The 25,812-nt window shown below is 59.1% G+C and carries 22 protein-coding genes and 2 pseudogenes; 17 read left to right on the top strand and 7 right to left on the bottom strand.

From position 1 onward, the window contains the following. Positions 1 to 52 precede the first annotated feature (52 nt). Positions 53 to 1,204 carry an AGE family epimerase/isomerase gene (locus tag NLN62_RS32820; RefSeq protein ID WP_027528547.1) on the bottom strand — a complete coding sequence of 384 codons (1,152 nt, stop codon included), beginning with the start codon at positions 1,202 to 1,204 and terminating at the stop codon, positions 53 to 55. Positions 1,205 to 1,288: 84 nt separating this feature from the next. On the opposite strand from NLN62_RS32820, the gene NLN62_RS32815 reads away from it, so the two are divergent. The 7 genes and pseudogenes from NLN62_RS32815 (at position 1,289) to NLN62_RS32785 (ending at position 9,039) form a co-directional block, all read left to right on the top strand. Further along, on the top strand, positions 1,289 to 2,512 hold the full coding sequence (locus tag NLN62_RS32815; protein WP_254111555.1) for a phenylacetate--CoA ligase family protein: 1,224 nt from the start codon (positions 1,289 to 1,291) through the stop codon (positions 2,510 to 2,512). 78 nt (positions 2,513 to 2,590) lie between these two features. After that, positions 2,591 to 2,719 (top strand): annotated as a pseudogene (locus NLN62_RS32810) (ATP-binding protein); the annotation flags it as partial. Between the two features lie 295 nt (positions 2,720 to 3,014). Then, positions 3,015 to 4,625, top strand: a complete 1,611-nt coding sequence (locus tag NLN62_RS32805; RefSeq protein ID WP_254111554.1) for a hypothetical protein — start codon at positions 3,015 to 3,017, stop codon at positions 4,623 to 4,625. 41 nt (positions 4,626 to 4,666) lie between these two features. Then, on the top strand, positions 4,667 to 5,677 hold the full coding sequence (locus NLN62_RS32800) for a glycosyltransferase family 2 protein (RefSeq protein ID WP_084802067.1): 1,011 nt from the start codon (positions 4,667 to 4,669) through the stop codon (positions 5,675 to 5,677). After that, positions 5,674 to 6,804: a hypothetical protein gene (locus NLN62_RS32795; RefSeq protein WP_035665410.1), complete on the top strand. Its 1,131-nt coding sequence runs from the start codon at positions 5,674 to 5,676 to the stop codon at positions 6,802 to 6,804. Before NLN62_RS32800 ends, NLN62_RS32795 begins: the two co-directional genes overlap by 4 nt. A gap of 163 nt (positions 6,805 to 6,967) precedes the next feature. Next, positions 6,968 to 7,327 carry a hypothetical protein gene (locus tag NLN62_RS32790; protein ID WP_254111553.1) on the top strand — a complete coding sequence of 120 codons (360 nt, stop codon included), beginning with the start codon at positions 6,968 to 6,970 and terminating at the stop codon, positions 7,325 to 7,327. Positions 7,328 to 7,641: 314 nt separating this feature from the next. Further along, complete coding sequence (locus tag NLN62_RS32785) at positions 7,642 to 9,039, top strand: hypothetical protein (protein WP_156944979.1); 1,398 nt, start codon at positions 7,642 to 7,644, stop codon at positions 9,037 to 9,039. Between the two features lie 48 nt (positions 9,040 to 9,087). Here NLN62_RS32785 and NLN62_RS32780 read toward each other — a convergent pair whose 3' ends face one another. From NLN62_RS32780 to NLN62_RS32770, 3 genes and pseudogenes are all read right to left on the bottom strand, one after another. Further along, positions 9,088 to 10,026, bottom strand: a complete 939-nt coding sequence (locus NLN62_RS32780; protein WP_305881683.1) for a GDP-L-fucose synthase — start codon at positions 10,024 to 10,026, stop codon at positions 9,088 to 9,090. Next, a pseudogene (locus tag NLN62_RS32775) lies at positions 10,007 to 10,552 on the bottom strand (GDP-mannose 4,6-dehydratase); the annotation flags it as partial. The gene NLN62_RS32780 and the pseudogene NLN62_RS32775, both read right to left, overlap by 20 nt. A 184-nt stretch (positions 10,553 to 10,736) precedes the next feature. Further along, entirely contained in the window at positions 10,737 to 11,537 is an 801-nt protein-coding gene (locus NLN62_RS32770; protein ID WP_051390319.1) for an FkbM family methyltransferase, read from the bottom strand. A 267-nt stretch (positions 11,538 to 11,804) separates the two neighbouring features. On the opposite strand from NLN62_RS32770, the gene NLN62_RS32765 reads away from it, so the two are divergent. The 6 genes from NLN62_RS32765 (at position 11,805) to NLN62_RS32740 (ending at position 19,050) form a co-directional block, all read left to right on the top strand. Continuing rightward, positions 11,805 to 13,241: a hypothetical protein gene (locus NLN62_RS32765; RefSeq protein WP_254111552.1), complete on the top strand. Its 1,437-nt coding sequence runs from the start codon at positions 11,805 to 11,807 to the stop codon at positions 13,239 to 13,241. A 44-nt stretch (positions 13,242 to 13,285) separates the two neighbouring features. Next, complete coding sequence (locus NLN62_RS32760) at positions 13,286 to 14,749, top strand: bifunctional class I SAM-dependent methyltransferase/glycosyltransferase family 2 protein (RefSeq protein ID WP_254111551.1); 1,464 nt, start codon at positions 13,286 to 13,288, stop codon at positions 14,747 to 14,749. Between the two features lie 44 nt (positions 14,750 to 14,793). Further along, entirely contained in the window at positions 14,794 to 15,348 is a 555-nt protein-coding gene (locus tag NLN62_RS32755; RefSeq protein ID WP_051390318.1) for an HAD-IIIA family hydrolase, read from the top strand. After that, positions 15,345 to 16,565: a glycosyltransferase family 4 protein gene (locus NLN62_RS32750; protein WP_254111550.1), complete on the top strand. Its 1,221-nt coding sequence runs from the start codon at positions 15,345 to 15,347 to the stop codon at positions 16,563 to 16,565. Before NLN62_RS32755 ends, NLN62_RS32750 begins: the two co-directional genes overlap by 4 nt. 120 nt (positions 16,566 to 16,685) lie before the next feature. After that, complete coding sequence (locus tag NLN62_RS32745) at positions 16,686 to 17,642, top strand: hypothetical protein (RefSeq protein WP_027528536.1); 957 nt, start codon at positions 16,686 to 16,688, stop codon at positions 17,640 to 17,642. A gap of 196 nt (positions 17,643 to 17,838) precedes the next feature. Further along, positions 17,839 to 19,050: a hypothetical protein gene (locus NLN62_RS32740; protein WP_051390317.1), complete on the top strand. Its 1,212-nt coding sequence runs from the start codon at positions 17,839 to 17,841 to the stop codon at positions 19,048 to 19,050. A gap of 294 nt (positions 19,051 to 19,344) precedes the next feature. Here the strand turns inward: NLN62_RS32740 and NLN62_RS32735 are convergent, their stop codons facing one another. Genes NLN62_RS32735 through NLN62_RS32725 form a run of 3 tightly spaced genes read right to left on the bottom strand, consistent with a single transcriptional unit; the run spans position 19,345 to position 21,980 of the window. After that, the gene (locus NLN62_RS32735) at positions 19,345 to 20,442 is read right to left on the bottom strand and encodes a DegT/DnrJ/EryC1/StrS aminotransferase family protein (RefSeq protein WP_027528534.1); all 1,098 of its coding nucleotides are present in this window, start codon (positions 20,440 to 20,442) and stop codon (positions 19,345 to 19,347) included. A 12-nt stretch (positions 20,443 to 20,454) separates the two neighbouring features. After that, the gene (locus tag NLN62_RS32730; RefSeq protein ID WP_027528533.1) at positions 20,455 to 20,922 is read right to left on the bottom strand and encodes an acyltransferase; all 468 of its coding nucleotides are present in this window, start codon (positions 20,920 to 20,922) and stop codon (positions 20,455 to 20,457) included. Further along, complete coding sequence (locus tag NLN62_RS32725; protein WP_027528532.1) at positions 20,919 to 21,980, bottom strand: Gfo/Idh/MocA family protein; 1,062 nt, start codon at positions 21,978 to 21,980, stop codon at positions 20,919 to 20,921. Before NLN62_RS32725 ends, NLN62_RS32730 begins: the two co-directional genes overlap by 4 nt. Before the next feature lie 317 nt (positions 21,981 to 22,297). Between NLN62_RS32725 and NLN62_RS32720 the strand changes: the two genes are divergently transcribed. The 4 genes from NLN62_RS32720 to NLN62_RS32705 all read left to right on the top strand — a co-directional run bounded on the left by NLN62_RS32720 (position 22,298) and on the right by NLN62_RS32705 (position 25,786). Continuing rightward, positions 22,298 to 23,374 carry a glycosyltransferase gene (locus NLN62_RS32720; protein WP_254113777.1) on the top strand — a complete coding sequence of 359 codons (1,077 nt, stop codon included), beginning with the start codon at positions 22,298 to 22,300 and terminating at the stop codon, positions 23,372 to 23,374. Positions 23,375 to 23,463: 89 nt separating this feature from the next. Continuing rightward, entirely contained in the window at positions 23,464 to 23,910 is a 447-nt protein-coding gene (locus NLN62_RS32715; protein ID WP_027528530.1) for a hypothetical protein, read from the top strand. Then, on the top strand, positions 23,907 to 25,028 hold the full coding sequence (locus NLN62_RS32710; RefSeq protein ID WP_027528529.1) for a DegT/DnrJ/EryC1/StrS aminotransferase family protein: 1,122 nt from the start codon (positions 23,907 to 23,909) through the stop codon (positions 25,026 to 25,028). The genes NLN62_RS32715 and NLN62_RS32710 overlap by 4 nt, the downstream gene beginning before the upstream one ends. After that, entirely contained in the window at positions 25,025 to 25,786 is a 762-nt protein-coding gene (locus NLN62_RS32705; RefSeq protein WP_254111549.1) for a class I SAM-dependent methyltransferase, read from the top strand. The genes NLN62_RS32710 and NLN62_RS32705 overlap by 4 nt, the downstream gene beginning before the upstream one ends. Positions 25,787 to 25,812: the final 26 nt, after the last annotated feature.

Here is a 25,812-nt window from a genome sequence, read left to right as displayed (position 1 = left end):
AGCGAAGTGGGAACCGGTTCGCGTGAAGAAAACGCGTCAAAACAAAAGCGTTTCACCCCAGCACTTGCTCGGCTTCCGTGACCGCGCAGAGAACATGATAGAACGACGACGCAGGAATGGTCTCGACCAGCGAGTTGCCGTCGCGGTCGAACTGATCATACCAGCCGCCCTTCACCGGATGGCTGAGATAGTGCCGTTCCAGCCGCACCAGCGCCGCGAGCGCCTTGTCCGCCGCGCCCGTCTCGCCGGATTCGGCCTGCGCGATCCACGCTTTCGCGATCTCGGTCTGCGGCCACAGCCGCCGCGAATGCCGGCGGATATTGCCGTCGACGTCGGCTTCGTCGATGAGGCAGCCAGTTGCGGTGTCGTAACAGCGCACCGCTGTCTGCAGCAATTCGCCGCGATAGCGGCCCGTCGGGCAGCCCGTGATGCGCTCGAATCCCTTCAACAGCCAGACCCATTCGGCCTGGTGGCCGGGCTCGACACTGACTGGCTCGATTTTGGACCAGTCCTCCTCGAAATATTCGCCGAGCGCGCGCTTCTGTTTGTCGTAGAGATTGGCGAGAAACAACGCGAAGAACTCGCCGGCGCGGTTCTGGAACGACAGGTCATGCGTCGCGTCAAAACACGCGATCATCGACTCGAACAGATGCATGTGTGGATTCTGCCGGCGCGGCATCGCCGTCGGCAGGCTCTCGTGAACACCGCCATGCGGCGAGCGCAAATGCGCGTCGATGAAGGCGAGCAGCGCGTCGATCTCGGCGCGAACCTGCGCGTCCCTGTCCAGCGCATAGACGGTCGCAAGCGCGAGCAGGATGAAAGCGTGGTCGTAGGCATCGCGCTTGCCGTCCAGCACGGTACCTTCCGGCGTCAAGCGATGCACGTAGCCCGGACGGCCGTCCGGCGCCTTGGCGCGCGCCAGCATGTACTCGAGACCCTTCAACGCGATCGCACGGCCGTCCGGATACCAGCCCATCTGTGCCGCCTTGGCATAGCAGTAGATCTGGCGGGCCTGCACCATCACGCGGCGAGGCGCCACACGATCCGCCGTGCCATCCTTGTGCAGCCGGTCGATGAAGCCGCCCGTAGCCCCATCCCAGCCTTCGCCCGACCACAACGGCAGCGCTGCGTCGATCGTTCGCCGCTTCAATCTGGCGACGACATCGGCGGCCTCCTCCGTCGTGATCCCCTGTTCGTCGGCCATTCCACCTTCTCCAGCTCCGGCTGCCGCCCTGATAGCGACGCGCGCGAGGCGGCGCAACGGAAGCGAACCAGTTGAGGACCAGCCATGACCGCCCATTACGACGCCCTTGAGACGCGCGCGCCCGACGAGCGCGAGGCCGAGCTGTTCTCGCGGCTGCCAGGCATCCTGCACCATGCCATGGCCGCACCGGCCTATGCCGAGCGTCTGAAGGGTTTCGAGCCGGCCTCCGTGACCTCGCGGGCGGCGCTGGCGCGGCTGCCGGTGCTGCGCAAGTCGGAACTGCCCGCCCTGCACAGGGCCTCCCAGCCCTTCGGCGGCTTCGTGGCGCACCCGCCCGGGGCATTCGCGCGCCTGTTCACCTCGCCCGGACCGATCTTTGAGCCGGAGGGAACCCAGGCCGACCCCTGGCGCGGGGCGCGGGCATTATTCGCCGCGGGCTTTCGGCCCGGCGACGTCGTGCTCAACACGTTCGGCTACCATCTGACCCCCGGGGGCTTCATTTTCGACGCCTCGGCGCGGGCGCTGGGCTGCGCGGTGATCCCGGCGGGCCCGGGCAACGCGGAAGCGCAATTTGAGCTGATCGAGGCCTACCGGCCGATCGGCTATAGCGGCACGCCGGACTTTCTGAAGATCCTGCTCGACGCCGCCGCAAGCGCGGGGCGCGATGTCTCCTCGATCAAGCGCGCGCTGGTGTCGGGCGCCGCGTTTCCGCCCTCGCTCCAGGCCGAGATCAAGGCGCGCGGCATCGACGCCTATCAGGCCTTCGGTACCGCCGATCTCGGCCTCATCGCCTTCGAGACCGAGGCCCGCGAAGGCATGGTCGTCAACGAGGACCTGATCATGGAGATCGTCAAGGCAGGCACCGGCGATCCCGTTGCGCCAGGAGACGTCGGCGAGATCGTGGTGACCTCGCTCGACCCGCATCATCCCTGGATCCGCCTTGCGATCGGCGACCTCACCGCGGCGCTGCCGGGCAAGAGCTCCTGCGGCCGCACCAACATGCGCATCAAGGGCTGGATGGGTCGCGCCGACCAGACCACCAAGGTCAAGGGCATGTTCGTCCGCCCCGAGCAGATCGCCGAGATCGGCAAGCGCCATCCCGCGCTCGGCCGCCTGCGCCTCATCGTCACCCGCGAGCGCGAAACGGATGCGATGACGTTGAAGGCCGAGACGGCGGCAGCAAGCGAGGCGCTCCACGAGGAGATCGCCGCCACGCTACGCGCGGTGACGAAGCTCGGTGGCAATGTCGAGTTGGTGAGCCCGGGCGCGCTACCGAACGATGGCAAGGTAATCGCCGACGAGCGGTGAGTGCTTAAATCCCAGTTTCCCTGGGATCGGGGAATTCTGCAGGGAAAATCACCCTGGCGCGGCTCTATCGTCGCCGAGGTCCAAGTCAACGTCACCTTCGGAGCATGGCCCAGCGTGTTCGGCGACGCCATGATGACCGCCGCGCTCCTCGACCGGTTGACCCATCACTGTGACATCGTCGATCAGCGCGCGGTTGCAGGTTATTGATCTCGCCCGAGAGTTGCGCTTACTAGCTCTGGGAGCTGGGGGTTATCTTAATGCATTAGGCATAGCTCGGGACGACGAGCAACATTGGGCATCCCGCCTTGTTTTGGCGGGCCGCAGAATTATTGTCTGCTGCTGAGGATTGGCCTGTTGGCGGCCCCGCTTATCCGAAGAGGGTGCCCACCTTTTGACCCTTCGGCCACCTGTCGTCCACGCGATCCGTCCCTAGTGCGACCCTCCCAGCCTAAATGATTGGCCGGCCGTCTTTGGCATGGGCTGGAGCGGAACGGGGACTGAAATGGACTGGCTCGATCGGCTGCTTTTTCCGAATAACCGGACGCTGCAGCTTGTTGCCATCCTGAGCTTCTCCGTGGCCTTCTCCTATCTCCTCACCGGCAACCAGATATCCAAGGCCAACTGGGGCGTGATCGATGACCACGAGGTGTTTAGCTATCTGGGACCCGATCTGCATCTGCCCGCGGGCAAAATCTGGAGCACGCTCATCGAAAAGACCGAGGTCGGGCAATTGCAGGGACGCTTTCGACCCGTCTTCTATCTCCTCAAGGTTAGCGAGGCCTCCCTCTTCGGACCCGATGTTCACCTGTGGTATCTCGTCAACACGGTCTGCTTTGCCTTCTTTCTTGCCTCCGTCTGGTGGACGATTTCGCGATTTGTTGGCGTATGGCTCGGCGGGCCGATAGTTGCCTGGATCGCGCTTCTACCTTTGTGGAGTGATGTCTGGTCCCGCCTCGGACCGTCGGAGATATTTGGCGCCGCGGCTGTCGCGGCAATGATCTTGGGCGCCGATCTTGTTTTCTTTTCCAGATGGAGGCTTGGCCCGAGCGCAGGCGCGATCCTCCTCACCGTTGCAGCGGTTGCTCTCGCCGGCCTGAAAGAGACGTTCCTGCCTCTGGCGCTCTTTGGACCCGCTTTCGTATTTGCGCTGGCGCGGACCTACAAACGACTGTCCACAATTCTCATCCTTCTACTTACAGCGCTCGTTCTGACTTCCATCGCTTCGATCGCCTTCATGATCGTCAAGGAGGTACGCAGCATGGGCGGGGCTGACTACTATGGGAAATCGGCCGGCCCATCCCAGACTATTCTATTCGCAATAGTGGGCACGCTGGAAGCACTGTCGCTTACGTGGTGGTTATGGGTTCTCCCAATAGTCTTCTTCCGATTGTTGAAGGTCCTCCCGAACAAACCACTTACACATTGGATCACGCTCTCGTGCGGCGCATTCGCGATTTATCTCTTCTTTGTCGCGATGTACGCCGCTCAATGCGGCGTGTACCGCATGCTCTTTCCACACAATTCTCGATACGACTTCCCAGCGATGCTGCTCGTTCCAGCCGTCTGCTGCCTTATCTTGTGCGAGCTATCAAGCAAACTCCGCGATCACTTCCCTGACCGCACGATCAAATACGCACAACTCGCTGCCTCGGTTTTCTGGATATTCGCTCTCGTAACCGGAAACTTAAAAAGCCCGCCCGCCCTCGCGGTCGCTGTCAAAAAAAACATCGACTCCACCAATTCGTTCTTCCACGAAGTGGAGCGCGTAGCACGTGCTGCTCAGCAAGCCCCGGTTAGTCCAGTTGTCTTAGATGCTCATGGCCCACGCGCCTATGAACCAGTACTTTCAGTGATGGCCTATCTGCGCGCGTTAGGTGTTCATAATGCCATAGCTGTCAGGTTCACTCCTGAGGAAAACACAAAAGACAACGCGCTCTATAGCGGACTTGAACGCACCCTGGTCGATATCGAGCACGCGGCAACCAATGGCTTCACACCACTGACGACCGCCTTGTCCGATCGATCAAAAGGATGCCTCAGCGTCGGCCTACTTGGGCCGCCGGACAACGCCTGCACTCCATTTCAGATCAACCTTCAGATCAGCGACAAATGACGGATGCATGGAAGGTACTTGTGGCCCACTCTAGCTCCAGCATGAACACCAATGCGATTGGCATGGCGAATGAAGCCTCGCGGGCGTTCGTCTCCATTGTCGCGCCATGCTTCAACGAGGAGGAAAGCGTCGGTCAGTTCGTACGGCGCGCAAGCCTAAGCGCAGTAACGGCCGTGGGAGCGAACTACGAGATCATCCTGGTCGACGACGGCTCTTCGGATGAAACGTGGAAAGCTATTGAGGAACTCATCAATAAGGGTGATCCCATCATCGGGATCCGGCTTTCCCGCAATTTTGGTCATCAAATTGCATTAACCGCTGGACTATCGGCGGTGAGAGGCACCGACATCTTTGTGCTGGATGCCGACCTGCAAGATCCTCCGGAGTTGCTCGGCGAGATGCTCCGGGTCAGATATGCAACGGGCGCCGACGTAGTCTATGGAAAACGGCGAAGTCGGGTGGGCGATAGCTGGTTCAAAAAGGCGTCGGCGCGTTTTTTCTACCGGCTATTGGAAAGGATGACCGATATCGTGATACCCGTCGACACCGGCGATTTCAGACTTATGTCGCGTCGCGTGACGGACTTGATCGCCCAAATGCCAGAACGGGATCGCTTCATCCGCGGCATGGTAGCGTCAGTCGGCTTCCGGCAAGTTCCGTTTGAATACGATCGTCAGCAGCGATTTGCCGGCGAGACCAAATACCCCTTGCGAAAAATGCTTGCATTCGCGGCCGATGCATTTCTTGGCTACTCGATGACTCTGCTTCGGTTTTCTTCTATCGCAGCGATTTGTCTTCTGATCGTACTTTTTGCCGTCGGCCTCTACTCCCTCTACGCCTGGATGTACCTGACAGTTGAACGGGGTTGGACCAGCTTAATGATCTCCATCATTGTTGCATCCTTCTTCCAGTTGGTCTCGCTCAGCATCATCGGCGAATATGTCGGGCGGATATATCTGAGCGGAAAGGCGCGTCCGCTGTTCATTGTGGACGCCGTGAAACGGAGTGCGGTGCTTGATGTCCCCGCGAAAGATAGAGCGGCGGCGGAATGACAATTCGAGTACAAAAAGCACTTGCTTTGGCGCTTTGCCTTGGCATTGCAATAAGCAATCTCCTGTCCATGTCCCGCTGGACGGAAGATCGCGGCGTCAATGATGACATTTGCTATCTTCGGCAGGCGCATCTCTTCCAGAGATTTGGCGTCGACGGACTCGAGACTTCCCTCACAAAGGACGACGACCGTTACCTGATCAACAAATTGCACCGACTGCCAGGAGGATGGGACGAAGGCAAGATACCCCCTTGTCACACGTACATATCCACGCTGAACAAATGGGTTCTTCAATATCCGCCGGGCACGGGGTTCGTGCTGGCCCTATTCTCGCCCGGCACTCAGGTAGTACCCCTGTACACCGTATGCACCCTTCTCGTTTTTGCGTTTGTTGTCCTCGCGATTCGGCGCGCCCAGACGCAAGCTACCCTGGCGATTGCAATGGTTTTCGGCGCCGTCGCGCTATATTTGATGATCAATCCGACCAAGGCCAGTTATTCTATGGCGCCGACCATGGCCGTTTGTGCAGCCGCGGGTTGGCTAACGGCGCAGTTGTTCAATTCGCGACGCGACCATTCCTTTGCAATATTCTCCGCTCTCGGATTCCTGCTCGGGCTATCAGTCAACTTTCGTTTGGCCAATCTGCTGCTGTCCGCCGGATACTCTCTGACTTTGTTCGGCACATTCCTGTTAACGCGCAACATGACGAGCTTCTTGAGGGGGGTCTCCTTCGGAGTGGGCTTGCTGTTCGGGGTGTCGCCAACTTTGGTCGCGAATGCCATCAACGCTGGCTCGCCATTTTCGACGACCTACGGAGCTGCTGATGCCGTTTCTCCGCAACTGGATTTGGCGACGCTGCTCGAATATGCGATGGACCCGCAGTTCGGATTGCTATTGCTCGCCGTCGGTTGGACGGCCCTGCTGACGCGCCATAGCGCAAGAGGCGGAGTTACGATGGTCTTAGCCGCCAATCTCGCCGTCAATATCCTATTTTTTGCGACACATCCCGTTTTTACGCCCTACTACACAGTTCCGTGCGCCGCACTTTCGCTCTGGACCCTGCTGTTTACGGTAGTTGAATCTAAGCCGACGGGCCGTACGGGCCCCAAGACGATACGCCCAGAGTGACAATCAGCACGACTGAGGCTGGCGTTTCACGATCGCCTGCCAGTACTGAACGAAGGAGGCTAAAAGTACAGTCTCATTCGCTGACGGCCGTGGCACGTTGTTGCCGCAGCCCGAGCCTCCGAACTTCTAGCGCAGCCATTCCGGCCGCTTAGGGAGTCGAGTGATGCGCTACATCCTACCGCTCTGTTTATTTCTATCCGGCTGTTCTTCAGGGTGGGTAGACGCCCCTGCACCCCCATCAGCCGTCCAGCCAGTGGGACCTCCTAGCCAGGAAGCCTTGCAAAAAGGCATCGGCAGTTCTGTGAAAGAAGCCAGACTGACGCAGCCCGTCGAGATATCGGCGCTGCGCAGAACTGACCATGGGCCAGGTGATTATTTTGTTTGTCTGAGAGAGGCGGCTCCGGTGCCTGGCAGGCCGCACTACACCTTTTCGGTGTTCTTCAATAACGATGTTTACGAGGGCTCGAGACAATCGGTGCTTTTCGAAGAATGCGAGCAGCAGCAGTATTCCCGGTTGAACTGAATCTGCGACCGGATCAGCCATTCGCGAGATCTCAAGCGACTTCGGAGCGTACGCACGCTGATTGATCCGTACTTCGATTGCCTCAGTCGCTATCGGACAATCGGCCGCGCCCGAGGCAGGGCCCGCCCATCCCCAAAAAGTCCTATGCGCCGAAAACTAGACTTTCCACACGCTTGGCCTTAAACAAACACATGTGTTTGCGGAGCACCCGCCCGCTTCTCGGGGGAAGACATTGTCTGGCACATGCGCGTGTTCGTGGTCGGCCAAGTGGCCCCCTGGATTGCGGATCGTGACAATGGAAGGCTATTCTCGTCTTGACCTCGACATTCATCGGTGGGCCTTCTCGCGCAGAAATAGACTTGATTGCTGATCAGGCTACATTTGGTTCGCGTCCCTCTGGCTGGATGCGGCTAACTTTACTCGGCTTTTGCCACGTCATCGCGTGCTGCATCTCGCTGATCATCGTGGTCGACAACTACGACGTATTTCTTCGACTCGCCGGAAATGATCCTGACCATCTTCGAGCGGCTGCTCTCGGGGTGGCCCCCTTCGCCCTCGTGTCCGTCGCGTTTGCCTTCAGCCGCTTCAGTTTCGGCTATGCGCTCGGTTTCTATGCCTACACTCTGATCCTGGGCTATCTCTGGCTCGTGAACTTTTCGACGTTTCCTTATGATCACTTCAAGGCGTCAGTGTCTGCCTTCGCCTCGGGGGTCGCCTTCCTGGCACCGGCGCTCCTGATCACGTCGCCGATCAAACAGCGTTTCGCGCTGACGCCTGAAATGTTCAGAAGACTTCTGTCGGCGATCCTGATCGCGGCCGCGGCTGTCGTTGCGATGGGGATGTTTTACCACTTTCGGCTGGTCGGCCTCGAGGACATCTACCAGTTTCGCAATGAGCTGGGATTCCCGAAGCCGCTGGAATACGCCATGGGAATGACCTCGGGCACGCTGCTACCCTTTGCATTTGCGTGTTTCGTCTGGTTCGACATGCGCCTGCGCGCAGCGCTGTGCCTGCTCTTGCTCGTCCTCTTCTGGCCGATCACGCTGAGCAAGGTGTCATTGTTCGCCCCGGCATGGCTGATGTTCCTGGCCGCACTGACCCGTTTCTTCGAGGTTCGGACCGCGGTCATGGTCTCTCTTCTCCTGCCACTGCTGGTGGGGATTGCAGCGGCCGCACTCAACGCCTTCCACCTGCTTCCACACCAGGCATTCATTGCCTACTTCGGGTCAGCAAATTTCAGAGCGTTCGCGCTCACGTCCAGCGCAATGGACTTCTACAACGGCTTTTTCTCCAGCCACGACGTGACCCATTTCTGCCACATCGGCATCATCAATCGGCTGGTGGCCTGCCCCTATCAGGACCAACTCTCCGTTGTGATGCAGAACACCTATCATATTGGCTACTTCAACGCCTCGATGTTTGCGACGGAAGGAATCGCCTCCCTCGGCATGACCTGGGCGCCACTTTCAGCCCTCGGCTGCGGGCTCCTGTTCGGCTTCGCCAACCGTGTTTCCGCGGGACTGCCGGCCAAACTCGTCTTCCTGTCCGGTGGAGTTCTGCTCAACATCCTGATGAACGTGCCGCTGTCGGTCGCGCTAGCGAGTCACGGCGCCTTGCTGTTGCTCCTGCTTTGGTATGTTACACCTCGTTCCCTGTTCGCGGAGCGCGACGTCGATCTCGAGCCCAAGGCGAGCGTGTCCCGACATTCGTAACAGCCGTGCCCGCAACGTGGCGGGACAACGAACTCCCAATTCGATGGACTAGCTCGACAGGAATGCCTGGTAGGCCCGCCGAATGCCGTCATCGAGCGAGGTCTGCGCGCACCAACCGAGCTCGGAAAGGCGGCTGACGTCGAGCAGCTTGCGCGGCGTGCCGTCGGGGCGCGAAGTGTCGAAGGTGATGGCGCCACGGTACCCGACGATGTCGGCGACGACGCGGGCGAACTCGGCGATGGTGACGTCCTCGCCCGTGCCGATATTGATCAGCTCCGGGGCCGAATAGGTCTTCATGAGGTGGACGCAGGCATCCGCCATGTCGTCGACATAGAGGAACTCGCGCCGCGGCGTGCCGGTGCCCCAGACCGCGACGCTCGCCGCACCCGAGAGCTTCGCCTCGTGGAAGCGGCGGATCAGGGCGGCGACGACGTGGCTGTATTCGGGATGATAGTTGTCGCCGGGGCCGTAGAGATTGGTCGGCATCACACTGATGAAATCGCTGCCATACTGGCTGCGATAGGCCTCCGCCATCTTGATGCCCGCGATCTTGGCGATCGCATAGGGTTCGTTGGTCGGCTCGAGCGGGCCGGTGAGTACCGAATCCTCGCGCAAGGGCTGCGGCGCCAGTTTTGGATAGATGCAGGAGGAGCCCAGGAACATCAGCTTCTCCACGCCGTTCAGATGCGCGGCGTGGATCACATTCGCGGCGATCGCGATGTTGTCGTAGATGAACTCGGCGCGCAGCGTATCATTGGCGACGATGCCGCCGACCTTGGCGGCGGCAAGAAAGACGACTTGTGGCTGATTATGGACGAACCAGTTGAACACGGCGGCCTGATTGCAGAGGTCGACTTCACTGCGACTGGCCGTGAGCAGCCTGACGTCCTCTTGGGCAAGCCGGCGCAAAAGCGCGCTGCCCACCATGCCGCGATGGCCGGCGACGTAGACGCTCTTGCCCTTCAGCTCAAACGCTACGCTTGCCATCGGTGGCTTCCCGTTTGACTTCGGCCAGATCGCCTGTCACCATCTCCTGCACGAGCTGCGCGAAACTGCGCTTCGGCTTCCAGCCGAGTTGCGCGCGCCTTGCTGGCATCGCCGACGAGGAGATCGACCTCGGTGGGACGGAAATAGGTGGGATCGATCTTCACCACCGTCTTGCCGCTCTTCACATCGACGCCGGTCTCGTCGACGCCCTTGCCGCGCCATTCGATCCGGCGGCCAACCTCGGCAAAGGCGGGCTCGACCATCTCGCGAACCGAGCGGGTCTCGCCGGTTGCCAACACGAAATCGTCGGGCTTGTCGGCTTGCAAGATCATGCGCATGCCCTCGACATAGCCTCTGGCATGGCCCCAGTCGCGCTTGGCCTCGAGATTGCCGAGAGAGAGCGCGCCCTCGAGGCGGACTTCGATGCGAGCGACACGCAGGTGATCTTGCGGGTCACGAAGGTTTCGCCGCAGATTGGACTCTCGTGGTTGAACAGGATGCCACTACTCGCAAACATGCCGGAGGCTCTTGGAGGGGTCGCCAATTGGGAGTCTCAACGCCCCCATCCGGCCCTTCTTTGGACATGTCGGGGGGCCGGGTCAAGCCCAGACATGTCCCGGACGAATGGCTGGAACTGATGAATCGGCCGCGTAGATCAGGCGTGGGAAATGCGTGGCCTCCGGGCAAGGAGCCTCCACACTTTCCCTCGCTCACCCGGTCCGGCCCGAGGCCCGCCCGCTCGAACACAGAAAAAGCACGTCCACGTATCCGATCTCTGAGATTCGCGCGACAATGTCGCTTTCAGTCGCCCTCGTGCACTGCCCTCCTTTTCTGAGCCAATACGCATCGTACCCGGCGCTGCCCATGTAGCCGAGTATTTGCGCGACAGACGCACCGAATTTCCCGAGCCCCGCCTCGTCAAGCTCGACAAAAAGCGCCGGCTTTGCCTGCTTCAATATCTCCGGCGCGCCCCGCAACACGATCAGCTCGGCACCCTGAACGTCAATCTTGATCAAGCTCGGCTTGCCAGCGCCCTTGTCCAACACCAGATCGTCCAAGCGCACCGTTTCTACCGCGACGCCCGTGTCGTCCGTGGACAGCTTATGATCCCCTGGATGGTGAGGATTGATCTTCAGCAGTGCTTTGCCGGACGTTTCTGAGGCGGCGGCCTTGATCAAACGGGCTCGACCGATCAAGCCATCCCGATTGAGCATCGACTGCAAGGCTTCGAAATTTCTGTCTTCCGGCTCAAGCAGAATCACTTGACCCTGCGGACCCACCCAGGACGCGAAGCGCTTCGAAAAGAAACCAACATTCGCCCCCACATCGATCACGACGGAGCCGACCGGAACAAACTGCTTGAGCTCGTCGACTGGCCCAGCTTCCAGGTACTCTTTATACATGGAATAGGATGCTAGAAACATCCGCTGAAACAGCTTAGACCTGGAACCGAATTCGGCCACGACTCCGAACACCCTGACGGCAAGATCCCGCAATAGCTTTTGAAACATTGTTGCGTCAACTCTGCCGATTTCTGTACAATCCACGATTGAGCCAGCGGTGCAAAGAGAATTGGTCGGTTTGGTCTGCCCGCACGAGATTACCCTCTTATGAAGTCTAGATCTGCGAAACTGCCGCTTGTCCTGGCCGCCCTGTTCTTCCTGCTGCCGCCGTCATTGGCCCTTCTGTACCCGATCTCGTTCTGGCTCGGCAACGACTATGAGCCTCTTGGCCTTGCCAATGCACTCAATCTCGCTTTCCGCCTGGGCCACCACCATATGTATCCGGCGAATGGCCTGACGAACCATCCGGGCCTTCCCTTCTACTTTCTGACTTGGTCGGCTCTGGCGCTCAGCGGATATCCGTTCGCGTCCACCCCACTCGAATTCTTTCACGCAGTCCTCGAGCACATCCGCACCTACCAGTTGCTTGCGATGGCGCTGGCTGCCCTGGTCGGCGCCTGTAGTGTCTACCTGTTCGTCCGGATAACCGCTTCTCTGGTCTCCGCGCCGGTGATCGTCCTCAGCATTCTGCTTTGGATGTTGTCGACCCCGGGCACGGTCACGACGTTCCTCTCGCCGAGTAACGAATCCTTCGCGTTTGCGGTCAATTCGCTCTTCCTTTTCAGCCTGTTCCAGATCACGCGGGATGACCGCGGGATGCTCAAAACGTTCGTCCTCGCGGCCGCAGTCAGTTCAATCGCGTATCTCAACAAGTTGTCCTACATCTACGTGCCCGCGGCTCTCTGCGCGGCAATGATCGCGCAATACGGCTTCTCCCGAAGCAATTCCGTTCGACTTCTGGGAGGGTTGATCGTCTTCAGCGCAATGTTCGTCGCAATCCTCATAGCCATCGGTTACTTCATCATTGGCTGGAACGACTTCCGCGCGCTTTTGAATTTTCATCGCGCCGTGGCGCTCGGATCTGGCCTCTACGGAGCCGGTAGCCAGACTGTCGTAAGTTCCGATGAGGTCCTCAGTGCATTTCGCGCAATTCCATCGGACAAGACATTTGCCCTTCCGATCGCACTCATCGGAGGAGCAGGACTGTCACTCACGGCAGGACTACTCCTGCTCAGAAGTCGGCAGCCGCGTCCCGAGCTTACGATTGCCATTGGGTGCGGCGTTGCGAGCGCACTGTCCGCCCTGTTCGTTTTCAAGCACTACGCCTTCCACTACTCCGCCGGCGTTTCGGCCACTCTACCGGGCTGCGTCATTGCGTTTCATCTCCTCATGAAGGGACGTCTCTCGCGGATCGCAACCTTGATTGCTGCGTCCGTCACGGTGCTCGTGGCGTATCCGGTCGCCCTGCGGCTACAGTCCTATTTGAGAAATCACGCGGAGCTAACCAAGGCCGCTGTGCTCGACCGCGACGAGATTCGCAACCTGACTGGAAGCAGGGTCATCGAATTCGCCTATCGCGTACCCTTTCCCGAATACGGGGAAGGATTTGTACTGACCTATGCCGGTATCCAGCCATTGACCGCGGCCTATCTAGGAGATAGGCGGGGCACCACGAACAGTTTTGCGGAGGCTCTCGTGCATGAAGATGTAGGAGCATACGTGATCGACAAGAACTATTTTCCTACTGCCGATGCAGTCAAAGCGGCCAGCAACGTCGATCTGTTGGGGCCTAAGCCCGTCCAGTACCAGGACGGCGACACCCTGCTCGAGCTTCGCACCGTCTTTCTTCTCTTGCGTCCGGTCATCCAGTAAGTCGTCACACGCCCGAAGACCGCTCCGAAGGAAGCGCTACGATCATGTCCACCCCTCCCACGGCCGACGTCCTCCCCCTCCGCAGTGCCCGGAAGCACGGCTTCGTTCAGCACACCGAGGACACGATCGATGACCAGGTGCATTGGCGAACGATCAACTCCGCCTACTACAACGATGATCGCGCCTACATGCGATTCCTGATCCCGCGTCAGAAGCGGGTATTAGAGCTCGGCTGCGGCCGCGGCGACTTGCTGGCGACGCTCGAACCGAGCTACGGCGTTGGCGTCGACTTCAGCCCGCGCGCGATCGAGCGCGCAAAGGCCCAGTACCCCAATTTGAACTTCATTGTTGGCGACGTCGAAGATCCGGACACGATGACGTCCATCGAGGGTCCCTTCGATTACATCGTGATTTCAGACACGATAGGAATGTTCGAGAAGATAGATGAAACGCTGCGAACGGTGCACCGTCTCAGTACGCCGGAGACGCGGCTGGTAATTGCCTACTACTCGCATCTCTGGGAGCCGATCCTGAAAGTCGGCGAAATCCTTAAGCTCAAGAGCAAGCAGCCGCCGATCAACTACTTCGCGACCGCTGACTTCCTCAACCTGATGGACCTTGCGGATTTCGAGGTCATCCGACAGGAGCAACGCCAGCTCTTGCCACGCAAGCTTCTGGGTTTCGGCACATTCGTCAATCGCTTCGTCGCACCGCTGCCGGGAATACGGCGGCTCTGCCTACGTACCTATCTGGTGGGACGACCGATCCGGCCATTCCCGGGCCGAAAGTTCTCGGCGAGCGTCGTCATTCCCTGCCGCAACGAGCGAGGCAACATCGAAAATGCCATTCTTCGAATGCCCCGCTTTGCATCGCAACAGGAGATCATCTTCGTCGAAGGCAATTCCGTGGACGGCACGTTCGAGGAATGCGAACGCATTCAGGATAAGTACAGAGACGAGTGGCAGATCAAGATCTTGAAGCAAGACGGCAAAGGCAAGGGAGACGCCGTTCGCAAAGGATTTGCTCACGCGACGGGCGACGTACTGATGATCCTGGATGCGGATCTCACGATGCCGCCGGAGGAGCTTCCGAGGTATCACGCCATCGTGGAAACGGGAAAAGCCGATTTCGTGAACGGAACGCGCCTCGTCTACCCGATGGAGAACGAGGCGATGCGGCCACTCAATCTTCTAGCAAATCGGGCGTTCGCCTACATCTTCAGCTATCTCGTCAACACCCGTCTTACCGACACGCTTTGCGGCACGAAGGTGCTGCGCCGCAGTGACTACGAGGCCCTCATCAAGGAGAGGTCCTACTTTGGAGACTTCGATCCGTTTGGTGATTTCGACCTGATCTTCGGCGCGGCGAAGCAAAATCTCAAAATGATCGAGACTCCCGTCCACTACAAAGCGCGTACATTTGGCGATACCCAGATCTCCCGCTTTCGAGACGGTTGGCTGCTACTAAAAATGGTACTATTTGCTTTTCGGAAGTTGAAGGCAGTTTGAAATACCAAGCTGTTCTATGATCATTTGTTCAGGTCGTGAATGACATGGCAGGAATCCAAATTCCGTATGCCCCACGTAAAGGATTGGCGGAACAACGCCCGGCAGTATTTTTCGATCGTGACGGCGTTCTAAATGTCGACCGCGAATACACGTTTCAGATCTCCGAATTCGTCTGGATCGAGGGCGCGATTGAAGCCGTAAAGGCGGTCAATGATGCTGGCTATTTCGCTTTCGTGATAACCAACCAATCAGGCGTAGCTAGAGGCCTCTATGAAGAGAGCGACGTGCATATCCTGCACGATTGGATGGCAACCCAGTTGGCGGCGCATGATGCACGTATTGATGCCTTTGAATATTGCCCATTTCATCCAGAAGGAGTGGTCGAGCGTTACAGATGTGTAAGTGACCGACGAAAGCCACAACCCGGCATGATTTTTGATCTTTTGAACAGATTTCCCATCGACGTCACGAATAGCTTCGTCGTCGGTGACAAGTCGTCCGATATGGACGCAGCTCGCGCCGCAGGGTTGTCCGGCCGTCTCTTTGGAGGCGGGAACCTCCAGAGCTTCATTGCGCCACTCCTGGCGCAGAACAGGTGAAGGCGGTGGGACCACCTAGGCTAATCCTTGCGTCGGAGTTCTATCCACCAGATGAAAGCACGACGGCGACCTATCTCGGAGCTATCGCCCATTCGATCGCCCTCGACATGAAGGTAGTCGTGCTCTCTGGAACTCCCGGTTCCGCCAGGCAAGCGGAGGACGACCCAAAGGCTCCCGATGTCATCGAGATCCTGAACCGGCGCCCGCCCAAGCACGCGCTTGGAAGGCGCCTTATCGCGAATATGGCGCTGGCGATGAGGATGTTCTGGGCGGTCTACCGACGAGCACGCTCAAACGACGTCGTCATGTCAGTCACGAGCCCGTTCACGCTACCATATGCGATCACGCTTGCCGCAAGGTTGCGGCAGGCAAATACGGCGTTACTGATCTACGATCTCTATCCTGAGGCGCTGGAGGCAGCCGGACTTGCCCGACGAACGTCCCTGGTTGCGCGCACTTTTCGTGTTGCCAATGCATGGCTCTTCAGATCGTTGGATGTGATCTTCGTCATCGGCCGCGACGTACCTCCTCTTCTGCTGCGCTATCCGCGAGTGAATGCGGAGAAGATCCATTTCGTGCCAAACTGGACGCTGCTTCCTATTGGCTTCCGCGAGCCCGATGATGAAAATCGCTTCAGAAAGGCCCATTCCTCGCAATTCATTGTTGGGCTATGCGGCAATCTCGGCTTCACGCACGCGCCTCGTACCGTCTTCGAGGCTGCACGGCTGTTACGAAACGAGCAAAATATACACTTCGTTCTCTCCGGATGGGGGATTGGATGGTCAGAGCTTAGAAGCCTTCAAGAGTCCGAGAAGCTAGAGAATGTAACCCTGCTGGACCCCGTACCGGAGGACCAGCTCGTCGATTTTCTTGCGGCTGCGGATGTGTGGCTTATTCCTTACCGGCATAAAGTAGCCGGCGTTTCCATCCCAAGCCGGCTCTATAATTTTCTGGCGGTCGGGCGCGCCGTCATCGTGGCGACGGAACCACATTCTGAGGTTGCATTAGCGGTAACCGAAGAAGGTATCGGATGGATTGTGCCCCCGGAAGACCCACTCCAACTCGCGCAGGCGGTGCGCAACGCGGCAGCAGATCGGGCAACCACGCATGAACGAAGCCGCCGAGCGGCCACCGCTGCCCTCAAATATACCGAGGAAGCTTCGACTGGCGCTTACCGAAAGATTCTGCGGAGCTTGTGCTCCCGACATGCTCAGTGAGCTACCGACGGTGCTCCTGTTGGATTGGTCGCCGCAGATGTCGAATCTGCCCTGATTCGATCACTATCAGACGTAGAATAGCCTCGACGCAACCTAGCTTTCCGAAGCTGGCGCAAGACGATGGCCGACAAGATCATGAAACCTTCAGTTGTACGTTCGTTCTTGTCGTATCGTTGGATCTTGCTCTCGATCGGGGGCGTGACATTTCTTCTCTTGGCAACCGCCATCTTCCTGCTCGTCGGGCCATTAACAACTATTCGATCGGCAATAGATATTGGCTCCTTTACCGTGAACGGAAAAGACGAACTGTTGGACGTTCCAGACCTGGTGGCAAAGCGAATTCCGGTCGTCTACGTCCCACTCGCCCTGTTGGAGTTAGGGAAGAAGGGCGTGCCGGCCCCGACTCTGAGCGCCCTGCGGAACTCCACCGCAGAGAGCATCGGACGTACCGTGGCTTTGCAGAGCGTCATTGACCCGAGCGCCGAGACCGACGCGAAGCAATTTCAACAAAACGTCCTTGATCAAATCATCGGCGCCCAGAAACGACGAAGCGATTTCATCCGCGAGGGCATCGCTGCGCGCACCGTGTTGGCCAAGAAATCGACCGATGATCTGAGTCAGCAGATCACCAACAGCCTAAAGGCCAGTAACGACTTTGAGGAATTGTCCGATGAGCTACGAGCGTCCTTGCGCTCACAACGCGAAGATTTGGCTGCACAGCAGGCTCGCGATGCTCAGCAACCACCGCCCTCTTCCACCGACGACACCAAACGTTCTCGAGAGCTCATCTCGGCCCAACTGAACCTGTTAGCTAGCCTGTCCATCGAACGAACTGAACTCGCCCGAGATCTTATGGCGACCCGCACGGAACACGCGTCGCAGGAAAGCGCTCTCGCGGAAGCGCAACTTTTGCTGAAATCCATCAACGAAACGCGAGTCTCTCTCGCACCGGAAAGAGCGACCACGACAGAAAGATCGCGACCACTCAAATTCCTGTTCATTGCTGCCGTCGCCTCCATTTTGGTCATGTTCGCGGCAGCTGCTCTCTTACACAACTTTGCAGAGACAAAGACCTGAAGCTCGGGCTTTCGACTCATTTGATCGGCAAACCCCGCCCATGTCGCACAGTTCAATGACTACGACTTTTGATCGAAGCCCTGAAGCATCAACTGTACTCACGGCCAGCAGGCTCGGGCCCGCCCTACTTATTTCCGTTCACGTCGTACTTTGCTCCGTGTCACTCGCTTACGTCACGCGATTTTATGGATCGCTGATGCGACTAACCGAAGTTAATCCGGACGTATTGTTCAAGGCCGCCCTGAATATCGCGCCCTTTGCGTTGATCTCAGTTTTCTTTTCCTTTGCCCGGTTCAACTTCGGCTACCTGCTCGGATTCTACTTCTACACGATGATTCTAGGCTATCTTGGGCTAATCGAACTATCCAAGTTCTCCTACGATCATTCCTTGGCATACGCCTCGGCTTTTACGTCGGCGATCGCCTTTCTCATTCCTGCACTGTTCATTGCGTCCCCCATAAAACCGCCATTTGTCATATCGGAAAAGGCCTTTGGCAGATTCTTGATGTCAATCGTTGTTCTCGCATCGATCATTGTTGGCTGCGGCGCCGTCTTCAACCTAAGACTGGTGGGACTGTCCGACATCTATAGCTTCCGCAACGAGCTTCAATTTCCGACCTGGCTAGAGTATGCAATGGGCATCGCATCGAACGTGCTGCTTCCATTTGCATTTGCATACTTTGTTACGCAGAAGAGCTGGTGGCGAGCTGCGTTGACGCTGATGCTCCTGTTGCTGTTTTACCCGATCACACTCAGCAAGCTTTCGCTGTTCGCGCCGGGATGGTTGTTGTTGCTGAGCCTAGGCTCGGTTCTGTTTGAAGCCAGAACAACTGTCGTTCTTTCGCTCCTCTTGCCGATTTCAGTTGGAGTACTTCTGGCGAAACTATTTGACGCGGATGCGATCACATTTCAGCAATTCATCGCATACTTCAGTTTGGTGAACTTCAGGATGGTCGCCCTACCATCGAGTGCTCTTGACTACTACAATGATTTCTTTTCGACGCACGAGTTGACCTACTTTTGTCAGGTCAATTTCGTAAAGACATTTGTCAATTGCCCTTACCGCGAGCCGTTGGCCATCGCGATGCAAAATGCCTATCAGATCGGGAATTTCAACGCCTCCCTGTTCGCGACCGAAGGTATCGCATCAGTTGGAATGATTTGGGCTCCCATCTCTGCCCTGGTATGCGGGTTGATCATATCGCTCGGCAATTGCCTATCATCGGGTCTACCGCCGAGATTCGTGCTTTTGTCTGCCGGCGTTCTCGCGCAAACGTTCGTCAACGTCCCGCTCACGATTTCGTTCGTCACTTATGGCGCCGCGCTCCTCTTTTTGCTCTGGTTTCTTACCCCTCGTTCAATCTTTGAGCCTCAATATCGAGTCGGTCCACGGTCTATCGAGAGCTGACCTTCCCTCAACTTGGTCAGGTCACAGCTGCTCCGAGCATTGGATTCGCTAGATGAAGAGTCTTCGTGGCGGCGAGCACAACGCGTAGCTTGAGAGGCGCACCTGCGCATCAGAAGGGGAAGAAGAGAATGGTCTGGAACCTCAAGCGATCCCGTTGGGACACTCGAACCTTCGATAGTGCCGCCTTGTGGGCACTGGTTCTTGGCGGGCTCCTCGTGCTGGTGATGGTGTATGTGCCGTGGTGACGGTCACGATCACCGATCGTGCAGAGTCTTCTCCCGGAAGCAACGCCAGCTAGAAATCCCGGATCAGCCTAATCACCTCGTGCTGCTGCTCGCGCGTGATTTCGGCAAACATAGGAAGCGAGAGAATCCTACCCTGATCGCCGAAGGCGTGCGGGAATTGATCTGGCCTGTGCGCATATCGCGCATAGGCGGGCAGCAACGGTAGCGCGGCGGGATAGTTAATCGCCGTCTGTACCCCATTCGCATTCAGGTACGACGCCAGGCCGTCGCGGTTCCGGTGTTTGATTGTGTAGAGATGATAAACGTGAGTACGTTGGGGCGCGACATACGGTACTTCCACCCCATCGAGTTGATTGAGGCCCGCGTCATAAATCATCGCAGCCTCCCGACGCGCCCTGGTCCAAACCGCCAAGTGCTTCAGCTTTGCTGAAAGGATGGCCGCCTGCAAGCCGTCCAGCCGACTGTTGATGCCCTCGATCTGATGATTGTGCTTCACCAAGCCGCCGTGACGGGCCAGCATCGCCATGCGCTCGGCAAGCACCGCGTCGTTGGTCACGACGGCGCCGGCATCACCGAACGCCCCGAGATTCTTGCCGGGGTAGAACGAATACGTCGCAGCCTGACCGAACGTGCCGACGGGCTGGTCGCGGAACTTCGCCAGATGCGCCTGAGCGCAATCCTCTACCACCCAGAGGCCGTGCTTGCGGGCGATTGCCATGATCGCATCCATGTCTGCGGGCTGCCCATAGAGGTGGACTGGGATTATGCCGACGGTGCGCGGCGTGATCGCGGCCTCAATCGCGGCCGGATCGATCGTGAACGTGGCGGCGTCGGTGTCGCAAAACACCACGGTCGCCCCGGCATGCGTGATCATTGCGGAGGTGGAGATCCAGGAATGGGCCGTCGTGATGACCTCGTCGCCTGGCTTGACGCCGAGTGCGGACATCGCAAGGTACAGGGCATCCGTGCCATTGGCACAGGACACGCAGTGCTCGACGGAAGCTGCCTCGGCAAACTCGCGCTCGAAGGCATCGACATATGGTCCACGAATGAACGCGTTGTCGCGGATGACCGCACTAATTGCGCCGTCGATCTCATCCTTGATCGATCGGTATTGCAGCCCGAGATCCGCGAAAGGTACCGCCATTGTTGATCTTCCCTATTTGTGCAGCCTGAGCAGGCGCGCGGGATTTCCGGCGTAGGTACCGGCCGCGATGATGTCCTTGGTGACGACGGCGCCGGCACCGATCACGACGTCATCGGCGATGCTGACGGGCATGATCGTGGCGTTGGAGCCGATCGAGACACGGTTACCGATCCTCGTCGCGCGCCACAATTCCTTGCGCCCACGCGCAGGTCCTCCGATCGCGAACGTGTCGTTGATGAACATCACGCCATGGCCGACGAAGCAGTCCTCTCCCACGGACACCAATTCGCAGATGAAGGCGTGCGACTGCACGCGCGTCCTGGCGCCGATCACGACGCCGGCCTGGATCTCCGTGAACGGACCGACGAAGCAGTCGTCGCCGATCGTGCAATCATAGAGATTGCAGGGCTCGACGAACTTGACGCGTTCCCCGAACCGGACATCGCGCACGCCGACCCGGGATACGATCGGCGTGTTCATGAGATGGCACCAAGCCGGCTTCGCCGAGGCTCGAAGCGGAGCGACACCTCCTGCCCGGTCTCGATGGATTCGTACAGCGCCGAGATCAACTCGAGGCTCTTCCGTCCCTCCAGACCATCCACCAGCGCAGCGCGCTGGTGCAGGAGACAATCGACGACGTGCTGATAATAGGCCTGATGCCCGAAGCCGTATACGTTCGGCGGGTTCACGGAGAATTTCTCGACGACGATCTTGTCGCTCGGAAGCTCGTCGACGAACCGCCAGTGCCTGATCTGGTTGACCGCGAAGCCGGCGATCTCCACAGTCCCCTTCTCGCCGAGCACCGACAACGATCCTTCGAGATCGGTGGGGCGCGCCGCCGTCGTCGCCTCGATGATACCCAGCGCCCCGTTACGAAACCTGAGCGTCGCAACCGCGGTATCCTCTGTCTCGACCTTTGCCAGCGCTGTGACGGCGCGCGCGTGAACGCTGACCACTTCCCCGAAAAACCATTCCAGCATATCGATATGGTGGCTCGCCTGGTTCGTCAGCACGCCGCCGTCGTAAGCCCAGGTGCCCCGCCACGCATCCTGATCGTAGTAGGCCTGGTCACGACACCAGCGCACGCGAACGGTCCCCATAATGAGCTTGCCGAAGCGGCCGGCGTCCAGCGCCTCGCGCGCCTTGACGACAGGAACGTTGAATCGATTCTGCTTCACGACGAACAGTTTCACACCGGCCTGATCGCAAGCCTTGATCATGTCGTCGGCGTCCTGGAGCCGAAGCGCCATCGGCTTCTCGACGACGACGTGCTTGCCCGCCTTGGCGGCGGCGATCGCATGCTGGGGATGCAGCCCGCTCGGCGTGAGGACCGCGACGGCATCCATATCCTGCCGCGCCAGGAAGCTGTCCATGTCGTGGTGTGCGGCCACGCCAAATTTCGCCGCGATCGCATCCGCGCGTGCGGTAATGGGATCGCAGACCGCCACGAGCTTGGCATTCTCGATTTGGCCGCTGCCAAGAAGATCCGAATGCCGCGTGGCGATGCGTCCGCAACCGAGCAAGCCGAATCTGATCATTGGGTTCCCCTTCGGCGAGGCTGGCCAGGGCCGCTCATGTCCTCACGCACGAAGCATGTGTCTATACGGAAAAGTCCTTTCAGATCAAGCCAATTGCCCGCGCTCGGCCCCGCCTCGATTTTTGCTTGCGGTGCCCCGAGAGCGCGGTGGAACGCTTGATCTGCCTGCGAAATGATGCTTTGCGCAGGGACGCAGACAAGTCCGGAACGATCTGGTTGCACATGCGTGTCCTGATACTGAACGCCGACTATCCCAAGTTTCTGACCTGGCTCTACCGCCGGAGTCCGGAGCTTGCGAACGCCTCCTACGTGCAGCAGATGGCGGCCAGGAACGCAAGTCTATTCGGGGTTGCAGACTTTTACTCTCGCAATTTCATCTTTTTGGGCCACCAGGCCACCGACATCCACGTCAACAACTGGTCGCTCCAGTCGGCATGGGCTCGCGAACACGGAATGGCGGTCGAATCCGAAGAAGCGCCCGCCACGACACAGCGGGTTCCAGCCTGGCTGAAGAGAGTTGCTGCGCCCGTGAAGCCGCTGCTGCGGCCGCTCGCCCGGCATCTGGGGCTTAGCCCTCGATTGAAACGGCAATCCGAGGAAATCCTGCTCGCGCAGGTCGAAGAGCACAAGCCAGACTTCGTGCTCAACCAGGACGTTTTTCACGTCGACAGCCGCCTCGTCAGGCGAATCAAGCAAATCGGCTCCCCTTTCCTGGTCGGACAGGTGGGCATCGAGCCATCGCGAGGCGTGGACTGGAGTCCCTACGATCTGATGATCTCGCAACTCCCGCGGATCGTCAGCAAGTTTCGCCTGGCGGGCGTTCGCGCCGAGGTCAATCATCTGGCATTTGAACCGGACATTCTGAACCGCTTGTCGCCGCCTTCCACTCCGGACGTCGATGTCTCCTTCGTCGGCTCGATATCAGAGGATCACCGCGGGCGCATCGCACTCCTGGAGTTCCTCGCGCGGCGCTACGACCTCAAGATCTGGGGAAACATCTCGCAGACCGTTTCCGCCTCCTCGCCGCTCTGGAAGTGCCTCCAGGGCGAGGTGTGGGGCGCGGAGATGTACGAAACCCTGCGGCGGTCGCGCATCACGCTCAACTCTCACATCGACATCGCGGGCGACGAAGCCGGCAATGTGCGCCTGTTCGAAGCAACCGGGATCGGCGCATTCCTCCTGACCGACTTCAAACGTAATCTGCAAAGCCTCTTCGAGCCCGACATCGAGGTGGCAGTCTGGCGTTCACCGGAAGAATGCGCCGTCGCCATAGACCGGTATCTCGCTGATGAAGGGGCGCGCAAAGCCGTTGCAACGGCCGGTCAGCAGAAGACCCTCGCACACCACACCTATCGTCGCCGCGTCGAGGAAATCCTAGCTTTTCTGGCGCAGTAGCTTAAGGAAGGGAGTGTCGCCTTGACGGCTTGGCACAAACCCGCCAAGGTCATTAGCCTCTTGCAACTGCAACATTTTCCAGGTGGAACGTGAATAGCGTCGAGCAGTGTCAATTCGATGGAAAGCTGTACGCGATCATCGTACGAGCGTCCTTTCGCGAGCCGGGGATCCACTTCTTTTCCCCGCCCGAATTGTCGCAGCAGCTCGCCTATATGAGCCATCCTGCGGGCAAGAGCATCGCGCCGCATCGCCACAACAAGGTGACGCGAGAGGTGCACTATACGCAGGAAGTGCTCCTCATCCAGAAGGGCAAGCTTCAGGTCGACTTCTACACGGTCGAGGAAGAATATCTGGAAAGCCGCGTGCTCTGTGCAGGCGACATCATCCTGCTCTGTAGCGGAGCACATGGCTTCCATGTGCTCGAGCCACTCGAGATGTTCGAAATCAAGCAAGGGCCCTATGCCGGAGAAAACGACAAGACTCGTTTTTCGGAAGCCGCGCCGTCCGAGATACGGATCAAGGGTCCAGGCCTGTGACCGAAGCGTTCATCCCCGTCAATACGCCGTTGCTCGACGGAAACGAGGCTGACTATTTGACGGAGTGCATCCGCACCGGATGGATTTCGTCCGAGGGCCCTTTCATCAAACGCTTCGAGCAGGCGATGGCTGTTGCCGCGGGACGCCGCTACGGCGTCGCCGTCACCAACGGCTCTGTCGCACTCGATATTGCCGTTCACGCCCTTGGGCTCGCACCGGGCGATGAAGTCATCATTCCGACCTTCACGATCATCAGCTGTGCAGCAGCCGTGGTCAGAGCCGGCCTCGTTCCGGTTGCCGTTGATTGCGATCCGGCCACCTGGAACATGACCGTTGAAGGCGTGGAAGCCGCACTGACGCCGCGAACGCGCGCGATCATGCTGGTCCACATCTACGGTCTCCCGGTCGATCTTGATCCGATCCTCGAGCTCGCGCGTGCGCGTGGGCTGAAGGTGATCGAGGACGCCGCCGAGATGCACGGCCAGACCTATCGCGGTGCGCCCTGCGGCAGTTTCGGTGATGTCTCGACCTTCAGCTTCTATCCCAACAAGCACGTCACGACTGGCGAAGGCGGCATGATTCTCACTGACGATGCCGCGCTCGCCGATCGCCTGCAAAGTCTGCGCAACCTCTGTTTCCAGCCCCAGCAGCGGTTCATTCACGAAGAGCTCGGCTGGAACGCGCGCATGACCAATTTGCAGGCGGCCCTCGGCGTTGCCCAGGTCGAGCGCCTGCCCCGCACGGTCGAACTCAAGCGCCGGATCGGCCGTCTCTACGATGAGCATCTCGCCGACGCGCCGGGCATACGCCGTCCCGTCGCCAGAACCAACTATGCCGACAACATCTATTGGGTCTACGGCGTCGTGCTGGACGACGAGGTGCCGTTCGATGCCAAGGAGGCGATGCGGCGCCTTGCCGCGAAGGGCATCGGGACGCGACCATTTTTCTGGTGCATGCATGAGCAGCCGGTGCTGCGCCGCATGGGCTTCATGCTGAGCGAATCCCATCCCAATGCGGAATTGATCGCGCGCCGCGGCTTCTATCTGCCGAGCGGGCTTGCCTTGACTGACGACGAGATAGTGCGGTCCGCGGAGGCGCTGAAGGAGATCCTGGCGTGAGCGTGTTTGCGGACTACGCGCCCTGGTACGATCTCCTGTACCGGGACAAGGATTACGCCGCGGAAGTGGACTTCGTCGAAGGGCGGCTGCGCGACCACGGCGTCGCGTCGGGCAAACTACTGGATCTTGGTTGCGGCACGGGAGTGCACGCAATCGAATTCGCTCGCCGCGGCTGGGACGTCGCCGGCATCGACCTCAGCGCGGACATGATCGCCAAGGCGAAGACGCGCGCCGTCGAGGCGGGCCTTGAGATTCCCTTCCGGCAGGGCGACGCTTGCGAGGCCGGTGCAGAACGAGACTACGATGCGGTGGTGTCGCTGTTTCACGTCGCGAGCTATCAGACGGACCGAAACCGGCTGGAGGCCCTCTTCCACACCGCTCACGCGGCGCTGAAGCCCGGCGGCGTGTTCTTCTTCGACTACTGGTATGGCGGCGCGGTGCTGGCGCAGGGCGTCGAGACGCGCGTCAAGGTGATCGAGCAGAAGCCGCTGCGCCTGACCCGAATCGCGCAATCGGAGCATGACGAGACCAAGGCGACGGTGCTCGTAAGCTACACCCTGTTCTGCGAAGACACCAATCGCTCGACGATCCGGCGCGTCGACGAGACCCACCACATGCGCTACTGGTTTCCGTTCGAGGTCGAGGCCTCGCTCAGGAGCACCGGGTTAGAACCGGCCGGCACCCATGCCTGGCTATCGGATGCGGCGCCGAATTCGACCGTCTGGGCGGCCTACTCCATCGCCAGGAAGAGCTTCTGACCGTGAGACCGTTACGACTTGCTGTA

Source organism: Bradyrhizobium sp. CCGUVB23 (assembly GCF_024199885.1).
Classification (GTDB): Bacteria; Pseudomonadota; Alphaproteobacteria; order Rhizobiales; family Xanthobacteraceae; genus Bradyrhizobium.
This window is presented reverse-complemented; position numbering and strand designations above follow the sequence as displayed.

Coding starts and splice junctions, on each gene's coding strand:
- NLN62_RS32820 (WP_027528547.1), bottom strand. CDS start 1,204: ATGGCCGACGAACAGGGGATCACGACGGAGGAGGCCGCCGATGTCGTC.
- NLN62_RS32815 (WP_254111555.1), top strand. CDS start 1,289: ATGACCGCCCATTACGACGCCCTTGAGACGCGCGCGCCCGACGAGCGC.
- NLN62_RS32805 (WP_254111554.1), top strand. CDS start 3,015: ATGGACTGGCTCGATCGGCTGCTTTTTCCGAATAACCGGACGCTGCAG.
- NLN62_RS32800 (WP_084802067.1), top strand. CDS start 4,667: ATGAACACCAATGCGATTGGCATGGCGAATGAAGCCTCGCGGGCGTTC.
- NLN62_RS32795 (WP_035665410.1), top strand. CDS start 5,674: ATGACAATTCGAGTACAAAAAGCACTTGCTTTGGCGCTTTGCCTTGGC.
- NLN62_RS32790 (WP_254111553.1), top strand. CDS start 6,968: ATGCGCTACATCCTACCGCTCTGTTTATTTCTATCCGGCTGTTCTTCA.
- NLN62_RS32780 (WP_305881683.1), bottom strand. CDS start 10,026: ATGGCAAGCGTAGCGTTTGAGCTGAAGGGCAAGAGCGTCTACGTCGCC.
- NLN62_RS32770 (WP_051390319.1), bottom strand. CDS start 11,537: ATGTTTCAAAAGCTATTGCGGGATCTTGCCGTCAGGGTGTTCGGAGTC.
- NLN62_RS32765 (WP_254111552.1), top strand. CDS start 11,805: ATGTATCCGGCGAATGGCCTGACGAACCATCCGGGCCTTCCCTTCTAC.
- NLN62_RS32760 (WP_254111551.1), top strand. CDS start 13,286: ATGTCCACCCCTCCCACGGCCGACGTCCTCCCCCTCCGCAGTGCCCGG.
- NLN62_RS32755 (WP_051390318.1), top strand. CDS start 14,794: ATGGCAGGAATCCAAATTCCGTATGCCCCACGTAAAGGATTGGCGGAA.
- NLN62_RS32745 (WP_027528536.1), top strand. CDS start 16,686: ATGGCCGACAAGATCATGAAACCTTCAGTTGTACGTTCGTTCTTGTCG.
- NLN62_RS32740 (WP_051390317.1), top strand. CDS start 17,839: ATGCGACTAACCGAAGTTAATCCGGACGTATTGTTCAAGGCCGCCCTG.
- NLN62_RS32735 (WP_027528534.1), bottom strand. CDS start 20,442: ATGGCGGTACCTTTCGCGGATCTCGGGCTGCAATACCGATCGATCAAG.
- NLN62_RS32730 (WP_027528533.1), bottom strand. CDS start 20,922: ATGAACACGCCGATCGTATCCCGGGTCGGCGTGCGCGATGTCCGGTTC.
- NLN62_RS32725 (WP_027528532.1), bottom strand. CDS start 21,980: ATGATCAGATTCGGCTTGCTCGGTTGCGGACGCATCGCCACGCGGCAT.
- NLN62_RS32720 (WP_254113777.1), top strand. CDS start 22,298: ATGGCGGCCAGGAACGCAAGTCTATTCGGGGTTGCAGACTTTTACTCT.